Source organism: Streptomyces showdoensis (assembly GCF_039535475.1).
Taxonomy (GTDB): domain Bacteria; phylum Actinomycetota; class Actinomycetes; order Streptomycetales; family Streptomycetaceae; genus Streptomyces; species Streptomyces showdoensis.
The window spans coordinates 55,707-61,858 of sequence record NZ_BAAAXG010000003.1; the positions used below are offsets into that span (position 1 = coordinate 55,707).

Consider the following 6,152-nt stretch of genomic DNA (forward strand, 5'->3'; position numbering starts at 1 on the left):
CGTACAGGGAGGTGCGCGCGGCCGGTCAGCGCACGCCGAGCAGATGCTCCAGCGCCAGCTGGTCGAGCCGCTCGAAGGCCATCGAACGCCCGGCCGCAGCGTCCGCGTCGAAGGTCTCGTACGCGGTGGGGTCGCCGAGCAGGCCCGCGAGGCCGTCGGCGGCGGTGGGCACGGCCAGTTCGTCGAGGCGGGAGGCGGCGAGCGCGGCCCGCACCTCGGGGTCGGCGCGGAAGGCGGCGGCGCGCTCCTTGAGGAGGAGGTAGTTGCGCATGCAGTTCTTCGCGGACTCCCACACGCCGTCGAAGCCGTCGGTGCGCACGGGCTTGAAGTCGAAGTGGCGGGGGCCCGCGTAGCCGGCCGTCTCCAGGAGATCGACCAGCCAGAAGGCCTGGCGCAGGTCGCCCGCGCCGAAGCGGAAGTCCTGGTCGTACTTGATGCCGGACTGGCCGTTGAGGTCGATGTGGAAGAGCTTGCCCGCCCACAGCGCCTGCGCGACCCCGTGCGGGAAGTTCAGCCCGGCCATCTGCTCGTGGCCCGTCTCCGGGTTGACGCCCACGAGTCCGGGCCGCTCCAGGCGCTCGATGAAGGCGAGGGCGTGGCCGATGGTGGGCAGCAGGATGTCGCCGCGCGGCTCGTTCGGCTTGGGCTCGATGGCGAAGCGCAGGTCGTAGCCCTGCTCGGTGACGTACTGCCCGAGCAGGTCGAAGGCCTCCTTCATCCGGTCGAGCGCCACGCGCACGTCCTTGGCGGCGCCGGACTCGGCGCCCTCCCGCCCGCCCCAGGCCACGTACACCGAGGCGCCGAGCTCGACGGCGAGGTCGATGTTGCGGATCGTCTTGCGCAGGGCGAAGCGGCGCACGTCCCGGTCGTTGGCGGTGAAGGCGCCGTCCTTGAAGACGGGATGGGTGAAGAGGTTGGTGGTGGCCATGGGCACCTTCAGGCCCGTCCGGTCGAGCGCGCCGCGGAAGCGCTTGACGGCCGCGGCCCGCTCGGTTTCTTCCGCTCCGAAGGGAATGAGGTCGTCGTCGTGGAAGGTGACGCCGTACGCGCCGAGGGCGGCGAGCCGTTCCACCGACTCGACCGGGTCGAGGGCGGGGCGGGTGGCGTCCCCGAACGGGTCGCGGCCCTGCCAGCCGACGGTCCACAGGCCGAAGGTGAAGCGGTCGTCGGGGGTGGGAAGAAGTTCCTGCGGCATGTCCGGCTCCTTCGCGAGGCTGGCCGCCTTATTTGTTTTCTGAGATAACTAATACCGTCGGGGACGGGGCGGGCGCCAGTGCCCGCACGCGACGGAGAGAACCGGAAGGAGAGGTGGCCATGCCGGAACGCCCGGTGGTGATCGGCGTCGACAGCTCCACCCAGTCCACCAAGGCCGCGGTCGTCGACGCCGAGACCGGCGCGCTGCTCGCCGTCGGCCGCGCGCCGCACACCGTCACGGGCACCGGCGGGGCCCGGGAGAGCGACCCCGAGGCCTGGTGGGCCGCGCTCGGCCAGGCCGTGGCGGCAGCCCTGAAGGAGGCGGCCGTGCCTCCCGCCGCCGTCACCGCGATCGCCGTCGCCGGACAGCAGCACGGCCTCGTCACCCTCGACGCGGCGGGCCGCCCGCTGCGCCCCGCCCTCCTGTGGAACGACACCCGCTCCGCACCCCAGGCCACTGCCCTCACCACCGCACTCGGGGGCCCGCGGGCCTGGCTCGCCCGCACCGGCTCCGTTCCCGTCGCCGCCGTGACGGCCGCGAAGTGGCGGTGGCTGCGCGACCACGAACCAGCCACCGCCGCCCGCACAGCCGCCGTCCGCCTCCCGCACGACTTCCTCACCGAGCGCCTCTGCGGGGAGGCGGTGACCGACCCGGGCGACGCTTCGGGCACGGGGTGGTACGCCACGGGCGCGAACACCGCGGAGCCGCGACAGCCGGCCACCCCGGAGCCCGCGCGACCGGCCCCGCACACCGAGAACCCGGCTCCCGGGCCGGCCGCGCCCCCCACCGCGTACGACCGGGGCATCCTCGACCTCCTCGGTCTGGACCCCGCCCAGCTCCCGGCGGTCGCCCCGACCGGCGGCACTCGCGTAGGCACCCTGACGCGCGCCGCCGCCGAGGCACTCGGCCTGCCGCCGGGCGTCGCCGTCGCGGCCGGAACGGGCGACAACATGGCGGCCGCCGTCGGCCTCGGCCTGGGCGCGGGCGGTCTCCTGGACCACCCCGTGGTCAGCCTCGGCACCTCGGGCACGGTCTTCGCCGCCACCCGCACCCGCCCCGCGAGCCCCGGCATCTCCGGATTCGCCGCGACCGACGGCACCTACCTGCCGCTCGGCTGCACCCTGAACTGCACACTCGCGATCGACCGGATCGCCGGCCTCCTCGACCTCGACCGCGAGAGCGCGGTCCCCGGGGAGGGCCTCGTCCTCCTGCCGTACCTCGACGGCGAACGCACCCCCGACCTCCCGCACGCCACGGGGCTCCTCACTGGCCTGACGCACGCCACCACCGCGCCCGCCCTGCTCGGAGCCGCCTACGAGGGTGCCGTCTTCACCGTGCTGCGCGCCCTCGACGAACTGCTCGCCACCTGCGGCCTCGATCCCGCCGAACCGGCCGTACGGGACCGGCCCCTGCGCCTGATCGGAGGCGGCGCCCGCGGCCGCGCGTGGACCGAGACGGTCCGCCGGCTCTCCGGCCGCCCACTCGTGGTCCCCGCCGCCACCGAACTCGTCGCCCTCGGCGCCGCCGCCCTGGCCGCGGCGGCGGCCACCGGGACGGACCCGGTGGCGCTCGCCGGGCGGTGGGGGACGGGCGAGGGGGTGACGCTCGATCCGGTGGAGCGGGACGAGGAGACGTGGACGCGGATCGAGAAGGTCCTCAGCCAGGCTGCGCCGACCCTCCTCGCCTGACGGCCGGTGGCACTCCGCCGCCGAGGCGGCGGCTGCCGCAAGTGATGGATGCTGCGGGGCAACCCTCGGGACAGTGAGGGGGCGTTGAGGGGCCCGGGCCCGGGGCCCGGGGCCCGGGCCGTCAGGGCGCGGCGGCCGGTTCCGTCGGGGTGCGCAGTTGTTCGGCCGCGTCCGAGACGCGGCGGAGCAGGGAGAGGAACTGGGCCTGCTCCTCGGGGGCCAGCGGGGCCAGGAAGATCTGGTTCATGCGGGCCGTGCGCACGGTCAGTCGGCGGTGCGTGCGCTCCCCGTCCTCGGTGAGCCGGAGGACGGATCGGCGGCCGTCGTCAGGATCGCGCACCTTGTCGAGGAGACCGCGGCGGGTCAGCCGGCTGACGACCTCGGCGATGGTGGAGCGGTCCAGGCCCACCCGTTCGCCCACGGTGCGCTGGTCCAGGCCGGCTCGGCCAGCAGGGCGTTGAGGGACGCCGAACTGGGGGGAGGTGATCTCCTCCGAGACCATGGTCGTCCACAGCAGGTGATGCGCCTGCTGGAGTCGCCGGGCGAGATGCCCGGGGTGCGTGGTCAGGTCCACCGCGGCCATGGTGCGCCTCCTGGTGCCGTTTCGTCGCGTGCACGGAACGATACCCCGCGCTGCCGCTCCGGCGTTCGGACCCGTTGACGAAGGGTGTTCGGGTGCCAGCATGGCCCGGTCGGGGCAGTTAGTCAGTGCACTGACTAAATTCTGCGACGGTCGACGACATCGACCGCCGATCTTCCGTATTGCTTCCGCTCGGATCGAAACGAAGGGCCTCCCCATGACAAGGTGGTCGCCACCGCCGCCGAAGCGGTGGCCGACGTCCCCGACGGGGCGTCGCTCGCCGTGGGCGGCTTCGGCCTCAGTGGCGTACCGAACGTCCCTCATCCAGGCGCTGCACGAACGCGGGCGTCAGCGGCCTGGGCGTCGTCTCCAACAACTGCGGGGCCATGGACTCCGGCCTCGCCGTCCTGCTCGTCGCGGGCCGCATCGCCCGCGTCACCGGCTCGTACATCGGGCGCCAACAAGGAGTTCGCCCGCCAGTACCTCGGCGGCGAACTGGACGGTCGAGCTGATCCCGCAGGGCACCCTCGCCGAACGCCTCCGGGCCGGCGGCTGCGGCATCACCCGCCTTCTACACCCCCGCTGGCGTCGGCACCCAGGTCGCCGACGGCGGACTGCCCTGGCGCTACGACGGCGAGGGCGGGGTCGCGCTCGCCTCCCCGGCGAAGGAGGTGCGGGAGTTCGACGGCGTCCCGCACGTCCTGGAGCGCCGCCATCCGCACCGACTTCGCACTCGTCCGCGCCGCCAAGGGCGACCGGCACGGCAACCTCGTCTTCCACGCCTCCGCCCGCAACTTCAACCCGCTCGCCGCGATGGCCGGCCGGATCACGGTTCGCCGAGGTCGAGGGAACTGGTCGAACCCGGCGCCATCGACCCCGACCGGGTCCACCTCCCCGGGATCTTCGTCCAACGGGTCGTCGCCCTCACCCCCGCCCAGGCCGCCGCCAAGGGCATCGAGCGGCGCACGGTCTCCGCGCCCGCGGTACTGAGAGACGGAGTAGGCCGGCATGACTGGAACGCGAGCAGATGGCCGCCCGAGCCGCCCGCGAACTGGCGCGACGGACAGTACGTCAACCTCGGCATCGGCCTGCGACGCTCATCCCCAACACCTCCCGCAGCGTCGAGTCTGTCCTCGAATCCGAGAACGGCATCCTCGGCACCGGTCCTACCCCACCGACGACCACGTCGACCCCGACCTCATCAACGCGGGCAAGGAGACCGTGACCGTCCTCCCGGCGCCTCCTTCTTCGACTCCGCCCTCTCCTTCGGCATGATCCGCGGCCGGTCACATCGACGTCGCCGTCCTCGGCGCCATGCAGGTCTCCGCCCGCGGCGACTCGCAACTGGGCCGTCCCGGCCGCATGGTCACCGGCATCGGGGGCGCGATGGACCTGGTCCACCGGCGCCCGCACGGTCATCGTCGTGATGACCCACACGCCAAGGACGGCACCCCGGAAGGTCGTCGAGGAGTTGCGATCTGCCCCTCACCGGGCGCGCCTGCGTCGACCGCATCGTCACCGACTCTGCGTCCTCGACGTCACCGGCGACGGGCTCGTCCTCGTCGAGACCGCCCGGCGTGACGGCGCAGGAGGTCGCGGAGAAGACGGCCGGCACCGGTGCGGATCCCGTCGGCCCCGACGCGGGGAGACTGACCGCCCCGACGCCGGGAGATGACCTCCACGACGCCGGGACCGACCGCCTGTGACGCCGGAACCCGACCGCCCCGAGGCCGGAGACTGACCGCCGGGCCCCACCGGCCCCACCCGGACCCACCGGCCCACCCGGGCCCGGCCCCAAGCGCCCGGCCTCCCGGGCCGCCCGGTGTTCCCCGGCCCCCCCGGGCCGCCCCGGCTTCCCCCGGCCTCCCGGATTTCCTCGGCCTCCCGGATCTCCCGGGCTTTCCTGGCCGACAGGTCCCGGCGGACTTCCGAACCCCCTGGACCGACCGGTCCCCCACGTACACCCCGCCCCCGATCCACCCCCAGGAGCCTCCATGGCCGACCTCACCCAGGCGCACATAGACGCCGAGATCGACGCCCACCAGGACGCCTACGGACAAGGCCCTCGCCGCCGGCGCGCGCCCCGTCACCACCCGCCGCGCGACTAACGCCCCCTACCGCAGCTCGCGTCCTGCGCCACCCCCGGCAGCCGCTCGTCGCGGTGGACGGCGCGGGGACCCCGACGCCGTCGAGCTCACCGGGCCCGTCTTCGGGTCACCGACGTCACCGAGAACCGACAGCGACCTGACCGGGCGCACACCGGCGAGCCCCTGGGGAGCGGATCACCGTGTCGGCCGCCTCCTGGACCGGGAGGGCCGTCCGGTCCGGGCCAGCTTCATCGAGATCTGGCAGGCCAACGCCTCGGGCCGGTACGCCCACCTCCGCGACCAGCACCCGGCGCCGCTCGACCCGCACTTCAGCGGGTGGCAGAACCCTGACGGATGATCAGGACGGTACGCCTTCGCCACCATCAAGCCCGGCGCCTACCCCTGGCGCAACCACACCAACGCTGGCGCCCGCCCACATCCACTCTCGGTCTTCGGCACGGCGTTCGCGCAGCGGCTCGTCACCCAGATGTACTTCCCCGGGGACCGCTCCTCGCCCACGACCCGATCATGCGCTCGGTCACACGAGGCGCCGCACGCGAACGGCTCGTCGCCCGTTACGAACACGGCCTGTCCGCACCGGA

General features: G+C 73.9%; 4 protein-coding genes and 2 pseudogenes. 4 read left to right on the plus strand and 2 right to left on the minus strand.

Translation table 11 applies throughout. The features are described from left to right. Nucleotides 1-25: 25 nt before the first annotated feature. The gene (xylA, locus tag ABD981_RS02020; RefSeq protein ID WP_046905777.1) at nt 26-1,195 is read right to left on the minus strand and encodes a xylose isomerase; all 1,170 of its coding nucleotides are present in this window, start codon (nt 1,193-1,195) and stop codon (nt 26-28) included. 119 nt (nt 1,196-1,314) lie between these two features. On the opposite strand from xylA, the gene ABD981_RS02025 reads away from it, so the two are divergent. Further along, nucleotides 1,315-2,883: an FGGY family carbohydrate kinase gene (locus ABD981_RS02025; RefSeq protein WP_046905776.1), complete on the plus strand. Its 1,569-nt coding sequence runs from the start codon at nt 1,315-1,317 to the stop codon at nt 2,881-2,883. 121 nt (nt 2,884-3,004) lie between these two features. On the opposite strand, the gene ABD981_RS02030 is transcribed toward ABD981_RS02025, so the two are convergent. Then, a complete protein-coding gene (locus tag ABD981_RS02030; protein ID WP_345527586.1) occupies nt 3,005-3,466 on the minus strand; it encodes a MarR family winged helix-turn-helix transcriptional regulator in 462 nt (153 codons plus the stop codon). A 279-nt stretch (nt 3,467-3,745) separates the two neighbouring features. On the opposite strand from ABD981_RS02030, the gene ABD981_RS02035 reads away from it, so the two are divergent. From ABD981_RS02035 to ABD981_RS02045, 3 genes and pseudogenes are all read left to right on the plus strand, one after another. After that, nucleotides 3,746-4,453 (plus strand): CoA-transferase, encoded by a 708-nt coding sequence (locus tag ABD981_RS02035; protein WP_425586394.1) that lies wholly within the window; start codon nt 3,746-3,748, stop codon nt 4,451-4,453. 37 nt (nt 4,454-4,490) lie between these two features. Further along, a pseudogene (locus ABD981_RS02040) lies at nt 4,491-5,169 on the plus strand (3-oxoacid CoA-transferase subunit B). A gap of 538 nt (nt 5,170-5,707) precedes the next feature. Continuing rightward, nucleotides 5,708-6,152: pseudogene (locus ABD981_RS02045) on the plus strand (dioxygenase family protein); the annotation flags it as partial.

Coding starts and splice junctions, on each gene's coding strand:
- xylA (WP_046905777.1), bottom strand. CDS start 1,195: ATGCCGCAGGAACTTCTTCCCACCCCCGACGACCGCTTCACCTTCGGC.
- ABD981_RS02025 (WP_046905776.1), top strand. CDS start 1,315: ATGCCGGAACGCCCGGTGGTGATCGGCGTCGACAGCTCCACCCAGTCC.
- ABD981_RS02030 (WP_345527586.1), bottom strand. CDS start 3,466: ATGGCCGCGGTGGACCTGACCACGCACCCCGGGCATCTCGCCCGGCGA.